At 57.7% G+C, this 24081-nt stretch carries 23 protein-coding genes; 10 read left to right on the top strand and 13 right to left on the bottom strand.

Going from position 1 to position 24081, the window contains the following annotated elements; all coding sequences use genetic code 11:
• Positions 1–2: 2 nt before the first annotated feature.
• Both edd and zwf read right to left on the bottom strand, forming a co-directional pair.
• The gene (edd, locus tag IM304_RS08815; protein ID WP_193354645.1) at positions 3–1814 is read right to left on the bottom strand and encodes a phosphogluconate dehydratase; all 1812 of its coding nucleotides are present in this window, start codon (positions 1812–1814) and stop codon (positions 3–5) included.
• 233 nt (positions 1815–2047) lie between these two features.
• Entirely contained in the window at positions 2048–3523 is a 1476-nt protein-coding gene (zwf, locus tag IM304_RS08810) for a glucose-6-phosphate dehydrogenase (RefSeq protein WP_148418068.1), read from the bottom strand.
• 356 nt (positions 3524–3879) lie between these two features.
• On the opposite strand from zwf, the gene IM304_RS08805 reads away from it, so the two are divergent.
• Both IM304_RS08805 and pyk read left to right on the top strand, forming a co-directional pair.
• The gene (locus IM304_RS08805) at positions 3880–4749 is read left to right on the top strand and encodes a MurR/RpiR family transcriptional regulator (protein WP_148418286.1); all 870 of its coding nucleotides are present in this window, start codon (positions 3880–3882) and stop codon (positions 4747–4749) included.
• A 114-nt stretch (positions 4750–4863) separates the two neighbouring features.
• Positions 4864–6306, top strand: a complete 1443-nt coding sequence (gene pyk / locus IM304_RS08800) for a pyruvate kinase (protein WP_010432595.1) — start codon at positions 4864–4866, stop codon at positions 6304–6306.
• Between the two features lie 49 nt (positions 6307–6355).
• Here pyk and lpxM read toward each other — a convergent pair whose 3' ends face one another.
• The 3 genes from lpxM to znuA form a co-directional block, all read right to left on the bottom strand.
• Positions 6356–7327 (bottom strand): lauroyl-Kdo(2)-lipid IV(A) myristoyltransferase, encoded by a 972-nt coding sequence (gene lpxM / locus IM304_RS08795; protein WP_193354646.1) that lies wholly within the window; start codon positions 7325–7327, stop codon positions 6356–6358.
• 119 nt (positions 7328–7446) lie between these two features.
• Positions 7447–8766, bottom strand: coding sequence for a murein DD-endopeptidase MepM (mepM, locus tag IM304_RS08790; RefSeq protein ID WP_148418070.1), 1320 nt, complete (start codon positions 8764–8766; stop codon positions 7447–7449).
• 15 nt (positions 8767–8781) lie between these two features.
• A complete protein-coding gene (znuA, locus tag IM304_RS08785) occupies positions 8782–9726 on the bottom strand; it encodes a zinc ABC transporter substrate-binding protein ZnuA (protein ID WP_148418071.1) in 945 nt (314 codons plus the stop codon).
• Positions 9727–9803: 77 nt separating this feature from the next.
• Between znuA and znuC the strand changes: the two genes are divergently transcribed.
• On the top strand, positions 9804–10559 hold the full coding sequence (znuC, locus tag IM304_RS08780) for a zinc ABC transporter ATP-binding protein ZnuC (protein ID WP_148418072.1): 756 nt from the start codon (positions 9804–9806) through the stop codon (positions 10557–10559).
• Positions 10556–11341: a zinc ABC transporter permease subunit ZnuB gene (gene znuB / locus IM304_RS08775; protein ID WP_148418073.1), complete on the top strand. Its 786-nt coding sequence runs from the start codon at positions 10556–10558 to the stop codon at positions 11339–11341. The genes znuC and znuB overlap by 4 nt, the downstream gene beginning before the upstream one ends.
• 58 nt (positions 11342–11399) lie before the next feature.
• Here the strand turns inward: znuB and ruvB are convergent, their stop codons facing one another.
• The 6 genes from ruvB to aspS form a co-directional block, all read right to left on the bottom strand.
• On the bottom strand, positions 11400–12410 hold the full coding sequence (gene ruvB / locus IM304_RS08770; RefSeq protein WP_003859753.1) for a Holliday junction branch migration DNA helicase RuvB: 1011 nt from the start codon (positions 12408–12410) through the stop codon (positions 11400–11402).
• A gap of 8 nt (positions 12411–12418) precedes the next feature.
• On the bottom strand, positions 12419–13033 hold the full coding sequence (ruvA, locus tag IM304_RS08765) for a Holliday junction branch migration protein RuvA (RefSeq protein ID WP_193354647.1): 615 nt from the start codon (positions 13031–13033) through the stop codon (positions 12419–12421).
• 81 nt (positions 13034–13114) lie between these two features.
• On the bottom strand, positions 13115–13636 hold the full coding sequence (gene ruvC, locus IM304_RS08760) for a crossover junction endodeoxyribonuclease RuvC (RefSeq protein ID WP_003859749.1): 522 nt from the start codon (positions 13634–13636) through the stop codon (positions 13115–13117).
• Between the two features lie 34 nt (positions 13637–13670).
• Entirely contained in the window at positions 13671–14411 is a 741-nt protein-coding gene (locus IM304_RS08755; protein ID WP_006176049.1) for a YebC/PmpR family DNA-binding transcriptional regulator, read from the bottom strand.
• Between the two features lie 27 nt (positions 14412–14438).
• Positions 14439–14882, bottom strand: a complete 444-nt coding sequence (gene nudB, locus IM304_RS08750) for a dihydroneopterin triphosphate diphosphatase (RefSeq protein WP_148418076.1) — start codon at positions 14880–14882, stop codon at positions 14439–14441.
• Position 14883: 1 nt separating this feature from the next.
• Positions 14884–16656: an aspartate--tRNA ligase gene (gene aspS, locus IM304_RS08745; RefSeq protein ID WP_176610037.1), complete on the bottom strand. Its 1773-nt coding sequence runs from the start codon at positions 16654–16656 to the stop codon at positions 14884–14886.
• A gap of 264 nt (positions 16657–16920) precedes the next feature.
• Between aspS and IM304_RS08740 the strand changes: the two genes are divergently transcribed.
• The 5 genes from IM304_RS08740 to cmoB are packed head-to-tail and all read left to right on the top strand — an operon-like array spanning position 16921 to position 20501.
• On the top strand, positions 16921–17487 hold the full coding sequence (locus IM304_RS08740; protein ID WP_193354648.1) for a hydrolase: 567 nt from the start codon (positions 16921–16923) through the stop codon (positions 17485–17487).
• Entirely contained in the window at positions 17484–18302 is an 819-nt protein-coding gene (locus IM304_RS08735) for a DUF72 domain-containing protein (protein WP_193354649.1), read from the top strand. The genes IM304_RS08740 and IM304_RS08735 overlap by 4 nt, the downstream gene beginning before the upstream one ends.
• Before the next feature lie 51 nt (positions 18303–18353).
• Positions 18354–18749 (top strand): MAPEG family protein, encoded by a 396-nt coding sequence (locus IM304_RS08730; RefSeq protein ID WP_148418080.1) that lies wholly within the window; start codon positions 18354–18356, stop codon positions 18747–18749.
• Between the two features lie 40 nt (positions 18750–18789).
• Positions 18790–19533 carry a carboxy-S-adenosyl-L-methionine synthase CmoA gene (cmoA, locus tag IM304_RS08725; protein WP_148418081.1) on the top strand — a complete coding sequence of 248 codons (744 nt, stop codon included), beginning with the start codon at positions 18790–18792 and terminating at the stop codon, positions 19531–19533.
• The gene (gene cmoB, locus IM304_RS08720) at positions 19530–20501 is read left to right on the top strand and encodes a tRNA 5-methoxyuridine(34)/uridine 5-oxyacetic acid(34) synthase CmoB (RefSeq protein WP_193354650.1); all 972 of its coding nucleotides are present in this window, start codon (positions 19530–19532) and stop codon (positions 20499–20501) included. The genes cmoA and cmoB overlap by 4 nt, the downstream gene beginning before the upstream one ends.
• A 198-nt stretch (positions 20502–20699) precedes the next feature.
• Here cmoB and cutC read toward each other — a convergent pair whose 3' ends face one another.
• Together cutC and IM304_RS08710 are read right to left on the bottom strand one after the other, a co-directional pair.
• Complete coding sequence (cutC, locus tag IM304_RS08715; protein ID WP_193354651.1) at positions 20700–21443, bottom strand: copper homeostasis protein CutC; 744 nt, start codon at positions 21441–21443, stop codon at positions 20700–20702.
• A gap of 78 nt (positions 21444–21521) precedes the next feature.
• Positions 21522–22082, bottom strand: a complete 561-nt coding sequence (locus IM304_RS08710) for a VOC family protein (protein WP_193354652.1) — start codon at positions 22080–22082, stop codon at positions 21522–21524.
• Positions 22083–22320: 238 nt separating this feature from the next.
• Between IM304_RS08710 and argS the strand changes: the two genes are divergently transcribed.
• A complete protein-coding gene (gene argS / locus IM304_RS08705) occupies positions 22321–24054 on the top strand; it encodes an arginine--tRNA ligase (protein ID WP_176610032.1) in 1734 nt (577 codons plus the stop codon).
• Positions 24055–24081: the final 27 nt, after the last annotated feature.

The raw sequence follows: 24081 nt of genomic DNA, 5'->3' as shown, positions 1-24081 counted from the left end.
TCTTAAAACGTAATACAGGTTGCGCCCTGCTCCGCGCCGGAGAGTTTCTCACGCAGCGCGCCAAACATTTCGCGTCCGGTGCCCACGCGCGACGCGCTCAGGTCAGGAATGTGCGGCTGACGTGCCGCCAGCTCGGCCTCATCCACCAGCAGGGTTAACTCGCCTGTCTGACCGTTAACGCGGATCGTGTCACCATCGCGCACTTTCGCCAGCAAGCCACCGTCGTAGGCTTCCGGAGTGACGTGGATAGCAGAAGGCACTTTACCGGACGCACCCGAGAGGCGTCCATCGGTCACCAGCGCAATTTTGAAACGGCGGTCCAATAATACACCAAGCGGCGGCATAAGTTTATGTAATTCTGGCATTCCGTTCGCTTTTGGCCCCTGATGGCGTACTACAACCACGCAGTCTTTATCAAGCAGCCCTGCTTCAAAGGCAGGTAAAACGTCATGCTGGCTTTCAAACACTACCGCCGGCGCCTCGATAACCTGGTTCTCTTCCGGCACGGCAGAGGTTTTCATCACCGCACGGCCAAGGTTGCCGCTCAGCACCTTAGTGCCGCCGTGAGGAGAGAACGGCTGTTCGAAGGTTGCGATGACCTGCGGATCGAGAGAGTGGCTCGCCCCTTCGCGCCAGTCCAGCTCACCGTTGTTCAGCCACGGCTCCAGGATATAGCGGTGCAGGCCAAAGCCCGCCACCGTGTTCACGTCCTCATGCAGCAGCCCGCCCTTCAGCAGCTCGCGCATCAGCACTGGCACCCCGCCTGCCGCCTGGAAGTGGTTGATGTCAGCCGGACCGTTCGGGTACAGGCGCGCCATCAGCGGCACCACGGACGAGATATCGGAGAAGTCATCCCAGTTGATCAGAATGCCCGCCGCGCGCGCCATCGCGACAAGGTGCATGGTGTGGTTGGTTGAGCCGCCGGTCGCCAGCAGGGCGACAATACCGTTAACGATGACTTTTTCATCCACCATTTTGCCCATCGGCATCCACTCGTTACCGTTGCCGGTAAGACGCGTCACCTGACGGGCCGCGGCTTCGGTCAGCGCTTTACGCAGTGGCGCATCCGGCTGGATGAACGACGAGCCCGGAAGCTGCATCCCCATGAACTCCACCACCATCTGGTTGGTGTTAGCCGTACCGTAGAAGGTACAGGTGCCCGGGGCGTGGTAGGACGCGGCTTCCGCTTCCAGCAGCGCCTGACGATCCGCTTTCCCTTCAGCGTACAGCTGGCGGATACGGACTTTTTCTTTATTCGGCAAACCGCTTGCCATCGGGCCTGACGGCACAAAAATCGCGGGCAGATGGCCAAACGACAGCGCGGCCATCACCAGGCCGGGGACGATTTTATCGCAGACGCCCAGATAGAGCGCGCCATCGAACATATTGTGAGACAGGCCAACCGCCGCCGACATGGCGATCACCTCGCGGCTCAGCAGCGACAGCTCCATACCGTCCTGCCCCTGGGTTACGCCGTCGCACATGGCCGGCACGCCGCCCGCAACCTGCCCCACCGCGTTTACGCTGTGCAGCGCGTTGCGGATGATAGTCGGGTAGACCTCATACGGCTGGTGCGCAGAGAGCATGTCGTTATAGGAGGTAATGATGGCGATATTGTTACGCAGCATGCTCTTCAGCGCGTCTTTATCACCGGGCTGGCAGGCCGCAAAGCCGTGGGCCAGATTGCCGCATGCCAGCTGCGATCGGTGAACCGTTTCGCTCTTCGCCTGTTCGATGCGGGCAAGGTAGGCTGAACGGGTCTCTTTCGAGCGCTCAATAATGCGTTGTGTTACGCGTAACAATGTCGGATTCATAAAAGCTCCTCTAATTTATCTGTCCGGGCTCGGGAGTTTACATAGTCTCTGGCGATGGTTAACAACGCTGAAACGCCTGGTGTCCGGAGCACAGGGGCAAAATGTCTTCCGGCAGTGTAATAAAAAAAGCCCCGCGGGTGAATCCACGCGGAGCTTAAAAGATTAAAAATTGTGCCCGTTGCTGTGTTAGATCATGTTACCGGTAAAATAACACCTTCGGGCTAGAGGACGATTTACTCAAACTCGTTCCAGGAGCGGCCATCGCGGGTGATCATCGCAACGGAGGCGACAGGACCCCACGTTCCCGCCTGATACGGTTTTGGCGCGTCCTGATCGGCAGCCCAGGCTTCGGTAATTGAGTCGACCCACTTCCACGCCTCTTCCACCTCATCGCGACGAACGAACAGCGCCTGAATGCCGCGCATGGTTTCCAGCAGCAGACGCTCGTAAGCATCGGCCAGGTGCGTCTGGTTAAAAGTTTCGGAGTAGCTCAGATCCAGCTTGGTGGTTTGCAGATTGTGCTTGTGATCGAGGCCCGGCACCTTGTTCAGGATCTGAATATCCACACCCTCGTCCGGCTGCAGACGGATGGTCAGCTTGTTCTGCGGCAGCTCCTGCCAGGACTCCTTGAACAGGTTCAGTTCCGGGTTTTTGAAGTAGACCACCACTTCGGAGCATTTCGCAGGCAGACGTTTACCGGTACGCAGGTAGAACGGAACGCCGGCCCAGCGCCAGTCGTCGATATCCACGCGGATCGCCACAAACGTTTCCGTGTTGCTGGACTTATTCGCGCCCTCTTCTTCCAGGTAGCCCGGCACTTTTTTACCCTGAGCAAAGCCTGCGGTGTACTGGCCGCGCACGGTTTTCTCGCGCACGTTGGAGCGGTCAATGCGGCGCAGGGATTTCAGTACTTTTACCTTGGCGTCACGGATGCTGTCTGCCGTCAGATCCGACGGTGGAGACATGGCAATCATGCACAGGATTTGCAGCAGGTGGTTCTGAATCATGTCGCGCATCTGGCCTGCCTGGTCGAAGTAGCCCCAGCGGCCTTCGATACCCACCTCTTCCGCCACGGTGATTTCCACGTGGTCGATAGTGCGGTTGTCCCAGTTGTTCACGAACAGGGAGTTGGCAAAACGCAGCGCCAGCAGGTTCAGTACCGTCTCTTTCCCCAGGTAGTGGTCAATACGGTAGACCTGGCACTCTTCGAAGTACTCGCCCACCTGGTCGTTGATTTCACGGGAGGTTGAAAGCGAGGTGCCCAGCGGTTTTTCCATCACGACGCGCGCCGGCTTGGCGTTCAGCTTCGCTTCGCCCAGGCCTTTGCAGATGGCGCCGAAGGTGCTTGGCGGCATCGCGAAATAGTTAATGGTGACGCGATTTTTCTGGTCCAGCATGTCGCCCAGACGGGTGAAGGCGCTTACGTCGTTCACGTCCAGGTTGCAGAAATCGAGGCGCCCGCTCAGCGTATCCCACAGGCTTTCATCAATTTTCTCCTTCATGAACGTTTCGAGCGCCTCGCGCACCACTTTGGTATAAGCTTCCTTATCCCAGTCGGCGCGCCCTACCCCCAGAATACGGGTGTCGGGATGGATCTGGCCCGCTTTTTCCAGCTGATACAGGGAAGGCAGCAATTTCCGGCGTGCAAGATCGCCTTTCGCGCCGAAAATGACCAGGTCACATGCCTGGGCTGTTTGCGTTACCGCCATGTCATTCTCCTCAGTTAGATCCCCTGGTACTCTGCCAGGTATCGTTGTAATTTTATTACAATGCACTGTACTGCTTTTACGAGTTTCCTGAAACCATTAGCGCTTAACGTCGCGTGCGATACGGCGATTTTTCGCCGGTCAGGCGTAAGCAGCGACCCAATGACGCAACAAACGTCGATTCTTTGCGCAACGCGGCCACAGTAAAACCCGACATCGATCAAGTAATGAAAAAAAACAACAACATTTCTTGTCGACGATTACCCTTTCGGGAATCCCGGGGGTAATATCGGCTACATCGACTCAGGATTTCATCTATTAATGAAATCGTTTCTGCCCCCACAAGCGTCTTGTTAACAATGAACATGCTGGAAAAAATCCAGTTTCAACTGGAACACCTTAGCAAATCCGAGCGCAAAGTGGCTGAAGTTATTCTCGCCGCTCCCGCTCAGGCGATTCATTCAAGCATCGCCGCTCTGGCTCAGGAATCGGGCGTCAGCGAACCGACGGTAAATCGATTCTGTCGTAGTCTGGACACCCGCGGCTTTCCTGATTTTAAACTGCATCTGGCCCAAAGTCTGGCAAACGGCACCCCGTATGTTAATCGCAATGTGGATGAAGACGACAGCGTTGATGCCTACACGGCGAAAATATTTGAATCGGCCATGGCCACCCTCGACCACGTTCGTCAGTCGCTTGAGATGAGTTCAGTTAACCGTGCGGTCGATCTGCTCACCCAGGCCAAGCGGATTGCCTTCTTTGGCCTCGGCTCGTCCGCTGCCGTGGCCCATGACGCGATGAACAAGTTCTTTCGCTTCAACGTGCCGGTGATTTACTCCGATGACATTGTGCTGCAACGCATGAGCTGTATGAACTGTAGCGAAGACGATGTGGTCGTTCTCATCTCGCACACCGGTCGCACCAAGAGCCAGGTAGAGCTGGCGCAGCTCGCGCGCGACAACGATGCTATGGTGATCGCCCTGACGACAGCAGGCACCCCGCTGGCGCGCGAAGCAACGCTCGCCATTACGCTGGACGTGCCGGAGGACACCGACATGTACATGCCGATGGTCTCCCGCCTGGCGCAGCTGACGGTCATCGACGTGCTGGCGACCGGTTTTACCTTACGCCGGGGCGCAAAATTCCGGGATAACTTGAAGCGGGTCAAGGAAGCCCTGAAAGAATCGCGTTTTGATAAAGAATTGCTTATAAAGAGCGATGTTCCCTAATAACTACGATGTACGATTTACGGCATTCGGTCCGCTCGCTACTGCCTTGCGATAGATGAAGATCGATTCAATGTTCACGCAACACCAAAGTTGTTTCAGTCAACGGAGTATTACATGTCCAGAAGGCTTCGCAGAACCAAGATCGTCACCACCTTAGGCCCGGCCACCGACCGCGATAATAACCTCGAAAAGATTATCGCCGCGGGCGCCAACGTGGTGCGTATGAACTTCTCTCACGGTACGCCAGAAGACCATAAGTTACGTGCCGACAAAGTGCGTGAAATCGCGGCAAAACTGGGCCGCCACGTTGCTATCCTCGGTGACCTCCAGGGTCCAAAAATTCGCGTATCGACCTTCAAAGAAGGCAAAGTCTTCCTCAACATCGGCGATAAATTCCTGCTGGATGCCAACCTGAGCAAAGGCGAAGGCGATAAAGAGAAAGTGGGTATCGACTATAAGGGCCTGCCTGCTGACGTTGTGCCAGGCGACATCCTGCTGCTGGACGATGGCCGCGTGCAGCTGAAAGTGCTGGAAGTTCAGGGCATGAAGGTGTTCACCGAAGTGACCGTCGGCGGCCCGCTCTCCAACAACAAAGGCATTAACAAGCTCGGCGGTGGCCTGTCTGCCGAAGCGCTGACCGATAAAGACAAAGCGGATATCGTCACCGCAGCGCAGATTGGCGTGGATTACCTGGCCGTCTCCTTCCCGCGCTGCGGCGAAGACCTGAACTATGCCCGCCGCCTGGCGCGCGATGCAGGCTGCGATGCGAAAATCGTTGCCAAAGTTGAACGCGCTGAAGCCGTATGCGATCAGGACGCGATGGACGACGTGATCCTGGCGTCTGACGTGGTGATGGTTGCCCGTGGTGACCTTGGCGTGGAAATTGGCGACCCTGAGCTGGTCGGCATCCAGAAAGCGCTGATCCGTCGCGCGCGTCAGCTGAACCGTGCGGTGATCACCGCTACCCAGATGATGGAATCCATGATCACCAACCCGATGCCTACCCGTGCGGAAGTCATGGACGTGGCCAACGCCGTGCTGGACGGTACCGATGCGGTGATGCTGTCAGCAGAAACCGCTGCGGGCCAGTATCCGGCGGAAACCGTAGCCGCAATGGCGCGCGTCTGTCTGGGTGCAGAGAAGATCCCAAGCATTAACGTCTCCAAGCACCGCCTGGATATTCAGTTCGACAATGTGGAAGAAGCAATCGCGATGTCCGCGATGTATGCCGCCAACCACCTGAAAGGGGTTACGGCGATCATCACCATGACCGAATCCGGCCGCACCGCGCTGATGACGTCCCGTATCAGCTCCGGCCTGCCGATCTTCGCAATGTCCCGCCACGAGCGTACGCTGAACCTGACGGCGCTGTACCGCGGCGTTACGCCCGTGCATTTCGACAGCACCAACGACGGCGTGGCCGCGGCGCACGATGCGGTGAACCTGCTTCGCGACAAAGGCTACCTGGTATCGGGTGATATCGTCATCGTGACGCAGGGCGACGTGATGAGCACCATCGGCTCAACCAATACCACTCGCGTACTGACCGTAGAGTAAGATCCGATCCCCTCTCCCCTAAGGGGGAGAGGGATAAGGTGAGGGTTTTCTATTTCTTCGGGAAAAGCTCTTTACGCTTGTACGGCTCCGTTTCGCCCGGTTTACGTGTTTTAAGCAGCTTCAGGATCCACGTATACTGCTCCTTGTGCGGCCCCACCAGCAGCTCCACCTCTTCATTCATACGACGTGCAATGGTGCGATCGTCTGCGGTCAGCAGGTCGTCCATCGGCGGACGAACCTCAATGCTCAGTCGATGCGTTTTACCGTCATAAACCGGGAACAGCGGGATCACCCGGGCGCGGCAGACCTTCATCAGGCGGCCAATCGCGGGCAGCGTTGCCTTATAGGTTGCGAAGAAATCGACAAATTCGCTGTGCTCCGGGCCGTGATCCTGATCGGGCAGGTAGTAGCCCCAGTAGCCCTGACGTACAGACTGAATGAAGGGTTTAATCCCATCGTTACGGGCATGCAAGCGTCCGCCAAAGCGACGGCGCACGGTATTCCAGACGAAATCGTAGATTTTGTTACCCTGGTTATGGAACATCGCCGCCATCTTTTGTCCTTGCGAGGCCATTAGCATCGCCGGAATGTCGACGCCCCAGCCGTGCGGCACCAGGAAAATCACCTTCTCGTCGTTGCGACGCATCTCGTTAATGATCTCCAGCCCCTTCCAGTCAACGCGGCCGACGATCTTCTCAGGCCCCTTCAGCGCCAGCTCCGCCATCATCGCCATCGCCTGTGGCGCGGTGGTATACATAGCATCAATGATGGCCTCGCGTTCGGCGTCGCTTTTATCCGGGAAACAGTACAGCAGGTTAATTTGCGCACGGCGGCGCGCGCTTTTTCCCAGGCGGCCCGCAAGGCGTCCCACGGTGCCGAGCACCGGATCGCGGACCGAAGCAGGCAGCAGCGCCATGCCGGCAAACGCGTAAACGCCAAGCCAGGCGCCCCAGTTACGCGGGTGGCGAAAGGATTTTTCAAACTCGGGAATGTACTCAATATTGTTTTTTTTGGTTTCCATGCGGGTTCCAGGGTCTGGTGACGCAAAAAATTATGCAGATAGTGTAGCGAGGCAGCGGTCCTCGTACAAAAGAAAAAGCCGGCGCACACTGACGCCGGCTTTATTCACATACGGAAGGCTTAGTCGAAGCGCAGCTGCGGCATAACCTCTTTCACCTGCGCCAGATAATCTTTACGATCTTTGCCGGTCAGCCCTTCGGTGCGCGGCAGTTTCGCCGTGAGCGGGTTAACCGCCTGCTGGTTGATCCACACTTCATAGTGCAGGTGCGGGCCGGTCGAACGACCGGTATTACCGGACAGCGCGATGCGGTCACCGCGCTTCACCTTCTGGCCCGGCTTGACCAGCAGCTTGCGCAGGTGCATATAGCGGGTGGTGTACGTACGGCCGTGACGAATGGCAACGTAGTACCCGGCAGCGCCGCTGCGCTTAGCCATCACCACTTCACCATCCCCTACCGCCAGCACCGGCGTGCCCTGCGGCATTGCGAAGTCAACGCCACGGTGCGGCGCAACGCGTCCGGTGACCGGGTTCAGACGACGCGGATTGAAGTTGGAGGAGACACGGAACTGTTTAGCCGTCGGGAAACGCAGGAAGCCTTTTGCCAGACCGGTACCGCTGCGGTCATAGAACTTGCCGTCTTCCGCGCGGATCGCGTAGTAGTCTTTGCCATCGGAACGCAGGCGCACGCCCACCAGCTGGCTCTGTTCACGCTTACCGTCCAGCATTTCGCGAGACATCAGCACGGAGAAGCGATCGCCTTTCTTCAGCTTGCGGAAATCCATCTGCCACTGCATGGCTTTAATTACCGAGCTGATTTCAGCGCTGGTCAGGCCGGCGTCGCGGGCGCTGGAAACAAAGCTGCCGCCAACGGTTCCGCTCATCACGCTGTTAACCCAGTCGCCCTGCTGCATTTCGCTGGTCATTTTGAAACCGTTTGCGGTGCGATCGTAGGTGCGGGTTTCGCGACGGGACATTTCCCAGGTGAGGCGCTGCAGGTCGCCGTCAGGGGTTAAGGTCCAGGAAAGCTGCTGACCGATTTTCAGGTTACGCAGCTCTTTGTCAGATGCAGCAAGCTGGCTGATGTTGCCCATGTCGATACCGTACTGGTTCAGAACGCTGCTCAGCGTATCGCCAGTAGAAACAACATATTCATGAATGCCGGCTTCGTTCTGGATTTTGTCGTCCAGCTCGTCCTGAGGAATGGCTTCATCTTCCTGAGCAGCCTGGTCGATAGGCTCGCTGGCCTCAGGCAGCAGAGAGCGAATTTCGCTCTTTTCCAGTTCGATGGTTTTGATGATAGGGGCAGAACTCGGGTGGTAAACATAGGGTCGCCATACGGCGACCGCTAATGTGAGAACGGTAAGTGACCCCAGCATAACGCGGTGGGGTCGAGGCAGATTGTTAAATGCCAGGGCGACAGAGCGGGCTATCTGTTGCACGTATTCACTTCCTCGTTAATCTCCTTTCAGGCAGCTCGCATACTGATTCGCCAGTTGGCTGAGGAACTGCGAATAGCTCGCTTTGCTCAACTGGATGTTCGTACCTAGCGGGTCAAGGGTTCCCATGCGCACGGATGTTCCCCTGGCCACGGCTTCTACGACCGCTGGCCTGAACTGTGGCTCAGCAAAAACGCACGTCGCTTTTTGCTCAACCAGCTGTGTTCTGATTTCATGTAAACGCTGCGCACCAGGCTGAATTTCGGGGTTGACGGTAAAGTGTCCCAGCGGGGTCAGACCGTAATGTTTCTCGTAATAGCCGTAAGCATCATGAAAAACGAAATACCCTTTTCCTTTAAGCGGTGCGAGCTCGTTACCCACCTGTTTGTCGGTTGCGGCTAGCTGAGCCTCAAAATCCTTCAGGTTGGCGTCGAGTTGGACTCGACTTTGCGGCATAAGTTCCACTAATTTGTCGTGGATTGCAACCGCTGAAAGCCGCGCTATCTCTGGGGAAAGCCAGAGATGCATGTTGTACTCACCGTGATGGTGATGGTCGTCACCTTTTTCGTCGTGAGCATGCCCGTGGTCGTGTTCGTCACCGTCGTCATCGGCCCCTTTCATGAGCAGCGGTTTTACACCGGACAACCCGGCAATGGCGACCTGTTTATTTGCCGGGACCTTACTGGCCGACTTTTGCATGAAGGCTTCCATCTCCGGACCAATCCAGACGACTAAGTCCGCGTTCTGTAAGCGTTTTACATCCGACGGGCGCAGGGAGTAATCATGCTCCGAGGCGCCGTCAGGCAGCAGCACCTGCGTTTCCGTTACCCCATCAGCGATGGCAGCGGCGATAAAGCCAAGCGGTTTAAGCGAAGCGACAACGGCAGCGTTAACATCTTGTGCGGTTGTCCCCCAAAGTGCAGCGGATAAAGCTGCGAAAAGAAGCGTATTTTTCTGTAACATAATGCGACTAATCATCGTAATGAATGCGTGGAATGTGATATTATAACATTCGATAACTTCTGCAAGCTTAAATTGACATGACGACTTTAGTTTCTCTTGAAAATGTTTCGGTCTCGTTCGGCCAGCGCCGCGTCCTTTCTGACGTGTCGCTGAATCTGAAGCCCGGCAAAATACTGACGCTGCTCGGCCCTAACGGGGCGGGTAAATCAACGCTGGTGCGCGTCGTGTTAGGCCTGGTTGCGCCTGATGAAGGGGTGATTGTCCGCGAAGATAAATTGCGTATCGGCTATGTGCCGCAAAAGCTGCATCTCGACGCCACGCTGCCGCTGACGGTAAGCCGCTTCCTGCGCCTGCGTCCCGGCACCCGTAAAGCGGATATCCTTCCGGCACTGAAGCGCGTTCAGGCGGGCCATCTCGTCGATGCCCCTTTGCAAAAACTCTCGGGGGGTGAAACCCAGCGCGTCCTGCTTGCCCGCGCCCTGCTCAGCAGCCCTCAGCTGCTGGTGCTGGACGAACCCACCCAGGGTGTTGACGTTAACGGCCAGGTGGCGCTGTACGATTTGATCGACCAGCTGCGCCGGGAGCTTAACTGTGCGGTGCTGATGGTTTCCCATGACCTGCACCTGGTGATGGCCAAAACCGACGAAGTGCTGTGCCTGAACCATCACATTTGCTGTTCCGGCACGCCGGAAGTGGTTTCTATGCATCCGGAATTTATCTCCATGTTTGGCCATCGCGGCGCCGAACAGCTGGGCATCTATCGTCATAATCACAATCACCGCCATGATTTACAGGGACGAATTGTCCTGCGTCGGGGAAATGGACACTCATGATTGAACTGTTACTGCCCGGCTGGCTGGCCGGGATTATGCTCGCGTGCGCCGCAGGTCCGCTCGGGTCGTTTGTGGTATGGCGCAGAATGTCCTACTTTGGCGACACGCTGGCCCACGCCTCGCTGCTGGGCGTCGCGTTTGGACTGCTGCTGGACGTGAATCCGTTTTATGCCGTCATTGTCGTCACGCTCCTGCTGGCCGGCGGCCTGGTCTGGCTGGAAAAGCGCCCTCACCTCGCCATCGATACCCTGCTCGGGATTATGGCACACAGCGCCCTGTCGCTGGGGCTGGTGGTGGTGAGCCTGATGGCCAACATCCGCGTTGACCTGATGGCCTACCTGTTCGGCGATCTGCTGGCCGTCACGCCAGAGGATCTGATGTCGATAGCCATCGGCGTGGTGGTGGTGCTGGGTATTCTGCTGTGGCAGTGGCGAAACCTGCTGGCGATGACCGTCAGCCCGGATCTGGCCTTTGTCGACGGCGTGAAGCTTCAGCGCGTGAAGCTCCTGCTGATGCTGGTCACGGCGTTAACCATCGGCGTGGCGATGAAGTTTGTCGGCGCGCTAATCATTACGTCGCTGCTGATCATCCCTGCCGCCACGGCGCGTCGTTTTGCCCGTACGCCGGAACAGATGGCGGGGATTGCGGTGATTATCGGGATGATTGCGGTGACGGGGGGGTTAACCTTCTCGGCGTTTTACGACACGCCCGCGGGGCCGTCGGTGGTGCTCTGCGCGGCGGTGCTGTTCATTTTCAGCATGATGAAGAAGACGGCAAGCTGACCTCGAGGGCGCTGATGCCTTCACCCTGCCCCTCTCCCACGGGAGAGGGAACAGAACGCTACGGCATTGCCGGTGGCGTAATCCCGAAGTGATTCCACGCCCGCACCGTCGCCATACGCCCACGCGGCGTACGCTGCAGGAAGCCCTGCTGGATCAGATAGGGCTCCAGCACATCTTCAATTGTCTCACGCTCTTCGCCAATCGCCGCCGCGAGGTTATCCAGCCCCACCGGCCCGCCAAAGAACTTGTCCAGCACCGCCAGCAGCAGCTTACGGTCCATATAGTCAAAGCCTTCAGCATCCACGTTCAGCATATCCAGCGCCTGGGCGGCAATCTCGGCCGAGATGGTGCCATCGTGCTTCACCTCGGCAAAGTCACGTACGCGACGCAGCAGACGGTTGGCGATACGCGGGGTACCGCGGGAACGCTTCGCCACTTCAAACGCCCCCTCTTCGCTCATATCCAGCCCCATGTAGCGCGCGCTGCGGCCCACAATATGCTGAAGATCGGGTACCTGATAAAACTCCAGGCGCTGCACGATACCAAAACGGTCGCGCAGCGGAGAGGTCAGCGATCCGGCGCGCGTCGTGGCGCCAATCAGGGTAAACGGCGGCAGATCGATTTTAATAGAGCGCGCGGCCGGCCCTTCTCCAATCATGATATCCAGCTGGTAATCTTCCATCGCCGGATAGAGCACTTCCTCCACCACCGGCGACAGGCGGTGGATTTCATCGATGAACAGCACGTCGTGCGGCTCGAGGTTGGTCAGCATCGCCGCCAGATCCCCTGCTTTCTCAAGCACCGGGCCGGAAGTGGTGCGCAGATTTACGCCCATTTCGTTGGCGACGATATTCGCGAGGGTTGTTTTACCTAACCCCGGCGGACCGAAAATCAGCAGGTGATCGAGCGCATCGCCGCGCAGCTTTGCCGCCTGGATGAAAATCTCCATCTGAGAGCGTACCTGCGGCTGGCCGATGTACTCATCCAGCAGCTTCGGGCGGATCGCCCGATCCACCACGTCATCTGGCTGAATGGTGCCTGCCGATACCAGGCGGTCTGCTTCAATCATCCTTTACCTCACAATGCAGCGCGCAGCGCTTCACGAATCAGGGTTTCACTGCTGGCATCCGGTTTAGCGATTTTGCTCACCATCCGGCTGGCCTCCTGAGGTTTATAGCCCAGCGCCACCAGCGCGGCAACCGCTTCCTGCTCGGCATCGTCGTCAGTCGCAGGCGCGCCTGGAGAGGTGAGCACCAGGTCGGCGGCCGGGGTGAACAGATCGCCATGCAGCCCCTTAAAGCGGTCTTTCATCTCGACGATCAGGCGCTCGGCGGTTTTCTTGCCGATGCCCGGGAGCTTAATCAGCGCCGCGGGATCTTCACGCTCAACGGCCTTCACAAACTGCGGGGCCGACATGCCGGATAAAATCGCCAGCGCCAGCTTCGGCCCGACGCCGTTGGTTTTAATCAGCTCGCGGAACAGGGTGCGTTCCTGTTTGTTGTTGAAGCCGTACAGCAGCTGAGCGTCTTCACGCACCACAAACTGGGTAAAGACGGTAGCCTCTTTGCCCGCGTCCGGCAGCTCGTAGAAGCAGGTCATCGGCATATGGACTTCATAGCCCACGCCGCCCACTTCCAGCAGCACTAACGGGGGTTGTTTTTCAATGATGATGCCTCTGAGTCTGCCTATCACGTGACGCTCCTGCGTTCTGGAAAATTTTTGATTTACGACATAATAAAAAAAGGCTGGATAAACATCCAGCCTGATTTCTGATTATCGTAACCTGCCTCGCGCCAGATTGAGCCGCGACTCGCTCATCTGCATCGCGTTCTGGCTGACGTGGCAGTGGGTAATCGCAATTGCCAGCGCGTCGGCGGCATCGGCCTGCGGGTTCGCGGGGAGCTTCAGCAGGGTACGCACCATGTGCTGAACCTGACTTTTCTCCGCGCTGCCAATCCCTACCACCGTCTGCTTAACCTGACGGGCCGCGTACTCGAACACGGGCAGATCCTGGTTTACGGCGGCAACAATCGCCACGCCGCGAGCCTGGCCGAGCTTTAAGGCCGAGTCCGCGTTTTTCGCCATAAAGACCTGCTCGATGGCGAAATAGTCGGGCTGAAACTGCGTGATAATCTCCGACACGCCCGCATAAATGAGCTTCAGACGTGACGGCAAATCGTCCACTTTGGTGCGAATACAGCCGCTGCCGAGATAGGTTAGCTGGCGTCCCACCTGACGAATAACGCCATAACCGGTGACGCGTGAGCCGGGGTCAATCCCGAGGATAATCGACATCACGCGTCTCCTTTAACGGATTTAAACGCTCTCATCAGAGAGTCGCTGCAACCTCATCAGAGATTTCACCGTTGTGATACACTTCCTGCACGTCGTCGCAGTCTTCGAGCATGTCGATCAGACGCAGCAGCTTCGGTGCGGTTTCCGCATCCATATCCGCTTTGGTGGACGGGATCATGGACACTTCAGCGTTATCCGCCTTCAGGCCAGCCGCTTCCAGCGCATCGCGCACGGCACCCATCTCTTCCCACGCGGTGTAAACATCAATCGCACCGTCGTCGTAGGTCACCACGTCTTCCGCGCCCGCTTCCAGCGCCGCTTCCATGATGACGTCTTCGTCGCCTTTCTCGAAGGAGATGACGCCTTTTTTGCTGAACAGGTAGGCTACGGAGCCGTCAGTGCCCAGGTTACCGCCGGTTTTGGTGAACGCGTGGCGCACTTCCGCAACGGTACGGTTGCGGTTGTCTGACAGGCATTCAACCATGACCGCCGTACCGCCAGGGCCGTAACCTTCATAAATGATGGTTTCCATGTTCGCGTCTTCATCACCGCCCACGCCGCGCGCGATGGCACGGTTAAGGGTGTCGCGCGTCATGTTGTTGGACAGAGCTTTATCAACCGCCGCACGCAGGCGCGGGTTAGAGGCCGGATCGCCGCCGCCCAGACGCGCCGCTGTTACCAGCTCACGAATGATTTTGGTAAAGATTTTACCGCGTTTGGCATCCTGCGCCGCTTTACGGTGTTTGGTGTTGGCCCACTTACTATGACCTGCCATAAAAAGTTCTCCAAAAATCGCGCCTTCTCAGGCAGCGTTAATTACAAATTCTTCAATCGCCTGCCGGTTGCTCCATGACTTGGTCAGTGCGGCGGCATCCGCCGCATCCACCCAGCGGTAGGTCAGGTGTTCAGTGAACACGATCTCCCGCTCATGGGGAAGCGCAAGGCAGAACCACGATTCCGTGTTGCGCTCAATTCCCGGCGCGTAGCGATGACGTAAATGGCTAAAAATTTCAAACTCCACCGTGCGCTGACAGTCCTTCAGGGTCAGTTGCTCGCGAGCAACGTCAATGGTGACCTCTTCCTTTACTTCGCGCGCGGCGGCCTGCGGCGCGGTCTCCCCGTCCTCCAGGCTGCCGGTAACCGACTGCCAGAAATCAGGATCGTCGCGCCGCTGCAACATCAGCACCCGCTTCGTATCTTCTGCATAAATGACCACCAGAACCGAAACGGGACGCTTATATGCCATATCAGTTTTTCTCTTCCTTCTTCACCACCTCAATGCCCAGTTCGGCCAGCGCGGCCGGGTTGGCAAAGCTTGGTGCTTCGGTCATCAGACACGCCGCTGCGGTGGTTTTCGGGAAGGCGATAACGTCACGGATGTTATCGGTGCCGGTCAGCAGCATGGTCAGACGGTCAAGACCGAAGGCCAGACCCGCGTGCGGAGGCGTACCGTACTTCAGCGCGTCCAGCAGGAAGCCAAACTTCTCGCGCTGCTCCTGCTCGTTAATGCCCAGAATACCGAACACGGTCTGCTGCATTTCACCGCTGTGAATACGCACGGAACCACCGCCCACTTCGTAGCCGTTGATAACCATATCGTAGGCATTAGCCACTGCATCTTCCGGTGCCGCTTTCAGCTCCGCCGCCGTCATGTCTTTTGGCGAGGTGAACGGGTGGTGCATCGCGGTCAGGCCGCCTTCACCGTCGTCTTCAAACATCGGGAAGTCGATAACCCACAGCGGTGCCCATTTGCTTTCATCGGTCAGGTTCAGGTCTTTGCCAAGCTTCAGACGCAGCGCGCCCATCGCATCGGCAACAATTTTCCTGTTGTCTGCGCCGAAGAAGATCATGTCGCCGTCCTGCGCGCCGGTGCGCTCAAGGATCGCTTCCACGATGTCCGCGTTCAGGAACTTCGCCACCGGGCTGGTGATGCCTTCCAGACCTTTTGCACGCTCGGTTACTTTAATATAGGCCAGACCTTTCGCGCCGTAGATCTTGATGAAGCTGCCGTAGTCGTCAATCTGCTTACGGCTAAGCGCTGCGCCACCTGGGACGCGAAGGGCTGCCACGCGGCCTTTCGGATCGTTAGCCGGGCCTGCAAACACCGCGAACTCAACGGCTTTCACCAGATCGGCCACGTCCACCAGCTCCATCGGGTTACGCAGGTCCGGTTTGTCGGAGCCGTAGCGGCGCTCGGCTTCGGCGAAGGTCATGATAGGGAAATCGCCCAGCTCAACGCCCTTCACGTCGTTCCACAGGCTACGCACCAGCGCTTCCATCACTTCACGCACCTGCTCGGCGGTCATGAAGGAGGTTTCCACGTCGATCTGGGTAAATTCTGGCTGACGGTCAGCGCGCAGATCTTCGTCGCGGAAGCATTTAACGATCTGATAGTAACGGTCGAAGCCGGACATCATCAGCAGCTGTTTGAACAGCTGTGGTGACTGCGGCAGCGCGTAGAATTTGCCTTTATGAACGCGGGATGGCACCAGGTAGTCGCGCGCGCCTTCCGGCGTGGCTTTGGTCAGCATCGGGGTTTCGATATCGAGGAAACCGTGGTCATCCATAAAGCGGCGCACCAGGCTGGTGATTTTCGCACGGGTTTTCAGGCGCTGAGCCATCTCCGGACGACGCAGATCCAGGTAACGGTATTTCAGACGCGCTTCTTCAGTGTTGACGTGGTTGGAGTCCAGCGGCAACGCTTCCGCGCGGTTGATGATCGTCAGATCGGACGCCAGCACTTCAATTGCACCGGTCGCCATCTCGGCGTTGATGTTTTTCTCGTCACGCGCGCGTACCGTGCCCGTAACCTGAATGCAGAACTCATTACGCAGCTCAGAAGCCAGCTTCAGCGCATCAGCGCGATCCGGATCGAAGAACACCTGAACGATACCTTCGCGGTCACGCATATCAATAAAGATAAGGCTACCAAGATCGCGACGACGATTGACCCAACCACACAGGGTGACCTGCTGCCCGACGTGGGACTGACGCAGCTGCCCGCAATATTCTGTACGCATGAGATATCCCTTAATTAGCCGCAGGCTGATTGTCGCCTGTCTCGCAGGCTACGATGTCGCAGCTTTCTGTATGTCACAACTGGATGAAAAAAGGCGGCTATTATACTGGAAATTCTGCCGCACGATAAGAGCGAAGCACGGCCTGACGCGCGTTTGCTGTACTCTTATTGTCTATTCTCACAAAAATTAACAAAATTATCCGACCGATAACAGGCCATCACGTCGTAAGGTGTAGCGGAAGCGATTAATTTGACTGGAGTTAGTATGTTGACACTTGATGCCACCAAAACCGCCCTCGTGGTGATTGATTTACAGGAAGGGATCCTGCCTTTTGCCGGCGGCCCGCACGCCGCTGACGACGTGGTAAGCCGCGCAGCGCGTCTGGCGGAAAAATGCCGTGCCGGCGGTTCGCCTGTGGTCATGGTGCGCGTCGGCTGGTCCGCTGATTTCGCCGAAGCGTTAAAACAGCCGGTGGACGCCCAGGCACCCGCACACGCGCTGCCGGACAACTGGTGGACCTGGCCGGCGTCGCTCGGCAAACGCGACAGCGACATTGAAGTCACGAAACGCCAGTGGGGCGCCTTCTACGGCACCGACCTGGAGCTACAGCTGCGCCGTCGCGGGATTGACACCATCATTCTGTGCGGCATTTCCACCAACATTGGGGTGGAGTCTACCGCCCGCAACGCGTGGGAGCTGGGCTTTAACCTGGTGATCGCCGAAGATGCGTGCAGCGCGGCCTCGGCCGAGCAGCATCAGGGCAGCATGACCCATATCTTCCCGCGTATCGGCCGCGTGCGCAGCACGGATGAGATCCTGAGCGCGCTATGATGTACGTGGGCCTGCCCCAGTGGTCGCACCCGAAATGGGTGCGCCTGGGTATAACCAGCCTGGAACAGTATGCCCGACACTTTAACTGCGTGGAGGGCAATACCACGCTGTACGCCCTGCCCCGCGCAGAGATCGTTGAGCGCTGGCGCGAGCAAACCACCGACGACTTCCGCTTTTGCTTCAAATTTCCGGCCACCATTTCGCACAATGCGGCGCTGCGCAACTGCGATGATTTAACCCACGAGTTCTTCACCCGGATGTCGCCCCTGGCGAACCGTATTGGCCAGTACTGGCTCCAGCTTCCCGCCACGTTCGGCCCGCGCGATCTGCCCGCCCTCTGGCAGTTTCTCGACGCCCTGCCACGCGATTTCACCTACGGCGTGGAGGTGAGGCATCCAGATTTCTTTGCCAAGGGCGACGCGGAGAAAGCGCTGAATCGCGGCCTGCACGAGCGGGCAGTCAACCGCGTTATTCTCGACAGCCGGCCCGTGCACGGCGCGATCCCGCACAGCGAGGCCATTATTGACGCCCAGCGCAAGAAGCCTAAAGTGCCCGTCCACGCGATCGTGACGGCGGAAAATCCGATGGTCCGGTTTATCGGCAGCGATAATATGCAGCAAAATCAGGAGATGTTCGCCGTCTGGCTGCAAACGTTAGCGAAATGGGAACCGACCACCACCCCCTATCTCTTTTTGCACACGCCGGATATCGCCCAGGCGCCTGAACTGGTCGATGCTCTCTGGCAGGCCTTGCAGCAGGCGGTTCCGTCGGTCGGTCCCGCGCCGTCCATCCCACAACAATCTTCTCTTTTCTGAAATCACCCCCTATCATAGAGACGTGCCATCTGCCAAAAACAGGGAGTTAGTATGGTCAGCGCGCTGTATGCGGTGTTAGGTGCATTACTGCTGATTAAATTTTCATTTGATGTTGTGCGCCTGAGAATGCAGTACCGCGTCTCCTACGGTGACGGTGGTTTTTCTGAACTGCAAAGCGCAATCCGGATCCACGGCAACGCGGTTGAGTACATTCCCGTCGCGTTAATTTTACTGCTGTTAATGGAGATGGATGGCGCAGAAACCTGGATGGTGCACGTCTGCGGGCTGCTGCTGATTGCCGGTCGCCTGATGCATTATTACGGTTTTCACCATCGCCTGATCCGCTGGCGCCGTTCCGGCATGAGCGCGACCTGGTGTTCGCTTTTGCTGATGGTGCTGGCTAACCTTTGGTATATGCCGTGGGAGTTGGTTTTCTCCTTCCGTTAGCGCACAATATGCCCCTTTATTTTTCCCGGATTTTTACGTTATGTCAGATCGCGACACGCTTTTTTCCGCGCCTATCGCCAGCCTGGGCGACTGGACCTTTGATGAACGGGTAGCCGAAGTCTTCCCGGATATGATCCAGCGCTCTGTTCCCGGTTATTCCAACATCATCTCCATGATCGGCATGCTGGCAGAGCGATTCGTTCAACCCGGCACGCAGGTCTATGATCTGGGCTGTTCGCTCGGTGCGGCAACGCTGTCCATTCGTCGTAACGTTCATCATGAAGGCTGTAAGATCGTGGCTGTCGATAACTCTCCGGCAATGGTTGAACGCTGCCGTCGCCACATCGACGCCTATAAAGCTCCTACCCCTGTAGAGGTGATTGAGGGCGATATTCGCGATATCGACATCCAGAATGCCTCGATGGTCGTGCTGAACTTTACCCTTCAGTTCCTGGTGCCGGAAGACCGCCAGCTGTTGCTGGATAAAATTTATCAGGGGCTGAATCCGGGCGGCGCGCTGGTGCTGTCCGAGAAATTCAGCTTTGAAGACGCCAGCGTGGGCGAACTGCTGTTCAACATGCACCATGATTTCAAGCGTGCGAACGGCTACAGCGAGCTGGAGATCAGCCAGAAGCGCAGCATGCTGGAAAACGTGATGCTGACGGACTCCGTGGAAACGCACAAGGCGCGCCTGCGTAAAGCCGGATTTGAACACAGCGAGCTGTGGTTCCAGTGCTTTAACTTTGGCTCGCTGGTGGCGCTGAAGGCCGGAGACGCAGCATGATCGAGTTCGGTAATTTCTATCAGCTGATTGCCAAAAATCACCTCTCCCACTGGCTGGAAACCCTGCCTGCGCAAATTGCCGCCTGGCAGCGCGATCAGCAGCATGGTCTGTTAAAGCAGTGGTCAAATGCCGTGGAGTTTCTGCCGGAACTGACGCCGCATCGTCTGGACCTGCTGCACAGCGTGACGGCGGAAAGCGAGGAGCCACTGCCGGCCGGGCAGCTCAACCGCATTGAAACGCTGATGCGTAACCTGATGCCGTGGCGTAAAGGGCCGTTTTCCCTGTACGGCGTGAACATCAACACCGAGTGGCGTTCGGACTGGAAATGGGATCGCGTTCTGCCGCATCTGTCCGACCTGACCGGGCGCACGATCCTGGACGTGGGCTGCGGTAGCGGCTATCACATGTGGCGCATGATCGGCGCAGGCGCGCATCTTGCGGTCGGTATCGATCCGATGCAGCTGTTCCTGTGCCAGTTTGAAGCGGTGCGTAAGCTGCTGGGTAACGACCAGCGCGCGCATCTGTTACCGCTGGGAATTGAGCAGCTACCGGCGCTGAAGGCGTTTGATACGGTGTTCTCCATGGGCGTACTGTATCACCGCCGTTCCCCGCTGGAGCATCTGTGGCAGCTGAAAGATCAGCTGGTCAGCGGCGGCGAGCTGGTGCTGGAAACGCTGGTGATCGAAGGCGACGAACACGCGGTTCTGGTGCCGGGCGATCGCTACGCGCAGATGCGTAACGTCTACTTTATCCCTTCCGCGCTGGCGCTGAAGAAGTGGCTGGAGAAGTGTGGGTTCGTGGACGTGCGCATTGCCGACGTCAGCGTGACCTCTCTCGAAGAGCAGCGCCGTACCGACTGGATGATTACCGAATCGCTGGAGCAATTCCTCGATCCAGCCGATCGCAGCAAAACCGTTGAAGGCTACCCGGCCCCGATGCGTGCGGTGCTGATTGCGACGAAGCCGTAGTATTTATCCCCTCACCCCGGCCCTCTCCCCAAAGGGGCGAGGGTGAAAAGACCGCACCGTGCAGTCCCCTCTCCCCTGTGGGGAGAGGGTTAGGGTGAGGGGCAAGAATAAAAAAAGGCCCCTGTGTAATTGGCAGGGGCCTGGTACAAGCAAGCATCATATTGGGCGACATGATGCGCGGTAAAAATCGGTACGTTGCTACACGTGATGACGTTCAATCAGCGATTTCATTACCGCAACCGACTCTCCATCCACACCGTAGCGCGAGTACTCATCCGCTTCAGCATCCGTCGACATTGACAACCCTGTATTGCGATAGCGCATGGGTGAAGGTGTCCATTTCCCCGCCGAGCTGTGCAGCTCTTCCACCCCTGCGTTTAAAAACAGTTCCAGATTGCTGGCGCGTACTCCTGCGCCCGCCATGATTATTGGAACACCGGAATGTGCTTTTAGTTCCGTAATTAATTGCAGTCCTTTTTCAGCAGAGGACTGCTGGCCCGACGTCAGCACGCGCGCCACGCCCAGTTCCGCCAGCGTTTCAAAGGCTTGCATTGGATGTTTACACATATCAAACGCACGATGAAAAGTAACCGCCATCCCCTGCGCGGCCTGCATAACCTGACGCATGCGCGGAAGATCGATATTACCCTCTTCATCCAGCAGGCCGGTTACCAGACCCGGGAACCCGGCATCACGGACGAAGGCGATATCCTCCAGCATGGCGCTGAACTCCCCCGCCGTGTAGCAAAAATCTCCGCCGCGCGGGCGAATAATCGGGTGCACCGGAATGGTGACGGCCTGTCGTGCCGCGCTCAGCACGCCATAGGACGGGGTTAATCCCCCCTCTTTCGGTGCCGCGCACAGCTCGATGCGATCGGCCCCCTGCCGCTGCGCGGTGACGGCACACTCCACGCTGTAACAGCAAATTTCCAGCAGCGCCATGTCATTCTCCTTACGTTTCACTAAACGGACCATCGTGGCACGTTGCTCGCATCAGGTCCGGGGCGATGCTCACAACGCTTACGCTTCGCTGGCGACAATCTGCTCGATGGTCCAGGGATGGAATTTGACCGTCACGTTTCCATCCGTCACGGCAAGCGTTGGGTTCGGCAAGCGTTCGCGCGCGCCCTTCGGCGAGCTGGTTTTCACAAAAATCCCCGGCTGGCTTAAGCCCTCGTCGGAAAGCAGCGCCAGCGCGCGGGCGTTGAGGGTTTCTGGCTCGCCCGGCAGCACAATTTCGATATGCTCCCAGCCTTCGTGCGGATAACGCTTTTCTCCCGGCCAGGGCAGTTCAACAACGGTAAACTGCCAGTGCGCCACCTTTACCGGCTCGTGAAGCTTAAACAGGCAAATTGGGCGACCGTTAATGATATTCTCTGACAGCAGTTCACCGCACTGCTCAAAGCCGCGCCGCCAGCGTTCGGCCGTGGCGTTCTGGTGACAGCGCAAAGAGATGTGATCGGCATCAAGCGGCGCGATATCCAGCCCGAGACGGGTGGCAAGTTCTGTGAACGCCTGGGTGAAGCGCGGTAAATCTGCGGAAATATCATGCAGTTCGTCAATGGAGTGCCAGTTCGCCATAGGTCAGTCTCGTCTCGTGTCGCAAAGCCGCTAATTTACTCTGTTGCCCCCTTTCGACCAACCGCAGAATCACGCTTTTTTCGACTGCATGTTTATGCACGCTTTCTTAGCCTGGATTCTGAGCGATCTTCGCCCCCCGCAGTGCTGACGCCCGAAGGCATTTGCAGTATACTCCCGCCCTAAATTCTTAAACTGGCGCGGGCGAAGTTTACCCGCATCAAAAACGTAAGGTATCCAGGTGAATATTCAGGCTCTTCTCTCAGAAAAAGTCAGTCAGGCACTGATTGCCGCAGGCGCGCCTGCGGATTGCGAACCGCAGGTTCGTCAGTCAGCAAAAGTACAGTTTGGCGACTATCAGGCTAATGGCGTGATGGCAGTGGCTAAAAAACTGGGCATGCCGCCGCGACAGCTCGCTGAGCAGGTACTGACGCATCTGGATCTCACCGGCATTGCCAGCAAAACGGAAATCGCCGGTCCGGGCTTTATCAACATCTTCCTCGAACCCGCGTTCCTGGCAAGCCACGTTGATGCAGCGCTGAAATCCGATCGCCTCGGCGTGGCCCAGCCCGCGCCGCAGACCGTGGTCGTTGACTACTCGGCGCCAAACGTGGCGAAAGAGATGCACGTAGGCCACCTGCGCTCCACCATCATCGGTGACGCGGCGGTACGCACGCTGGAATTTCTCGGCCACAAAGTGATCCGCGCCAACCACGTCGGCGACTGGGGCACCCAGTTCGGCATGCTGATCGCGTATCTGGAAAAACAGCAGCAGGAAAACGCAGGCGAGATGGCGCTGGCGGACCTGGAAGGGTTCTACCGTGAAGCCAAAAAACACTACGACGAAGACGATGCCTTCGCCGAGCGCGCGCGCAGCTACGTGGTGAAGCTTCAGGGCGGCGACCCGTACTTCCTCGAGATGTGGCGCAAGCTGGTAGACATCACCATGTCCCAGAACCAGCTTACCTACAACCGTCTGAACGTGACCCTGACCCGCGACGACGTGATGGGTGAAAGCCTGTATAACCCAATGCTGCCGGGCATCGTGGCGGACCTGAAGGCCAAAAACCTGGCGGTGGAAAGCGAAGGCGCCACGGTGGTATTCCTTGACGAGTACAAAAACAAGGAAGGCGAACCGATGGGCGTGATCGTCCAGAAAAAGGATGGCGGCTATCTCTACACCACCACCGACATCGCCTGCGCGAAATACCGTTACGAAACCCTGCACGCGGACCGCGTGCTGTACTACATCGACTCCCGCCAGCACCAGCACCTGATGCAGGCGTGGACTATCGTGCGTAAGGCGGGTTACGTGCCGGACTCCGTGCCGCTGGAACACCACATGTTCGGCATGATGCTGGGTAAAGACGGCAAGCCGTTTAAAACCCGCGCGGGCGGTACGGTGAAGCTTTCCGATCTGCTGGACGAGGCGCTGGAGCGCGCGCGCCGTCTGGTGGCGGAGAAAAACCCGGATATGCCTGCTGACGAGCTGGAAAAACTGGCTAACGCGGTCGGCATCGGCGCGGTGAAATACGCGGATCTCTCCAAGAACCGCACCACCGACTATATCTTCGACTGGGACAACATGCTGGCGTTTGAAGGCAACACCGCGCCATACATGCAGTACGCCTATACCCGCGTACTTTCCGTATTCCGCAAAGCCAGCATCGACGAAAGCGTGCTGGCGAACGCCACGGTGACCATTACCGAAGACCGTGAAGCGCAGCTGGCCGCGCGCCTGCTCCAGTTTGAAGAGACCCTCTCCGTGGTCGCCCGTGACGGTACGCCGCACGTTATGTGTGCTTACCTGTACGATCTGGCCGGTCTGTTCTCCGGCTTCTACGAGCACTGCCCTATCCTGACCGCCGAGAGCGAAGCGGTGCGTAACAGCCGCCTGAAGCTGGCGCAGCTGACGGCGAAGACCCTGAAGCTGGGTCTGGATACCCTGGGTATCGAAACCGTAGAGCGTATGTAAAAGAAAACCCGGCAAGCGCCGGGTTTT

The sequence above is a fragment of the Enterobacter cloacae complex sp. P40C2 genome, from assembly GCF_014930695.1.
Classification (GTDB): Bacteria; Pseudomonadota; Gammaproteobacteria; order Enterobacterales; family Enterobacteriaceae; genus Enterobacter; species Enterobacter pasteurii.
This window is presented reverse-complemented; position numbering and strand designations above follow the sequence as displayed.